Origin of the sequence: Pseudoalteromonas porphyrae, from assembly GCF_001298125.1 — a bacterium.
Lineage (GTDB): Bacteria > Pseudomonadota > Gammaproteobacteria > Enterobacterales > Alteromonadaceae > Pseudoalteromonas > Pseudoalteromonas neustonica.
Map to the genome: position 1 here is coordinate 1 of NZ_LHPH01000081.1, position 678 is coordinate 678.

The window sequence follows — 678 nt, forward strand, 5'->3', positions numbered from 1 at the left end:
CTGCCGTCGCCCCATTGGACTGTCTATTTTAACTTTCATTTTGTCGATATAGCTTAGCTTTTTACGTGATTCATCATTTTTAAACTGTACTTGCCGCCCTGTTTTTATTGGTGGCTTTCGCATGCATTGCTGTTGCAGTGGGCATACTTTGCAATCTTTTAAGTAACCGCAGAATCGCGTGTATTCTTGATTGTGACTCTTTACATTAACCCCGCTTCGCCACATACCATTGCCTGCGGGGCAGAGGCAGGTTTGGGTTGTTTCATCATAATGAAAGTCGTCTGAGATAAATAACCGTGGCTTGCCTTTACTGCGTTTTAGTCGGCGTTTTTCTTGCTCTGTTTCATACGTTTGACTGTCTTTAAACAGCGGGTTTCGTTTTCTAAATTGGTTATCCGCAATATAAGTATCAAAGCCACTTTTCGCCATGTATTCAAGGTTTACTTCGCTGTTAAAACCACTGTCTGCGGTAAATTTGATTGTGTGTTTGTCTGCGGATTTATCTGTGTTCAGTTTATCTAACTGCTGTTTTAATTGTTTAACCGCTGGCTGTAAGGTTTGTTGCTCACCCACTGAGCCCCATGCCTGTGCTTGCAGTATAACTTGGTGCTTGTCGTCATTTATTGCTATCCCGTTGTAGCCTTGAATTGTGCCTTTCGAGGTGGTCATTTTCGCGCT

The 678-nt window shown here is 42.6% G+C and carries 1 protein-coding gene; it reads right to left on the reverse strand.

The genetic code is table 11. The features are described 5' to 3' along the window. Positions 1-669 (reverse strand): transposase (locus ADS77_RS21260; RefSeq protein ID WP_200909669.1); only part of this gene is annotated, 669 nt, incomplete at its 3' end. Between the last annotated feature and the right edge of the window lie 9 nt (positions 670-678).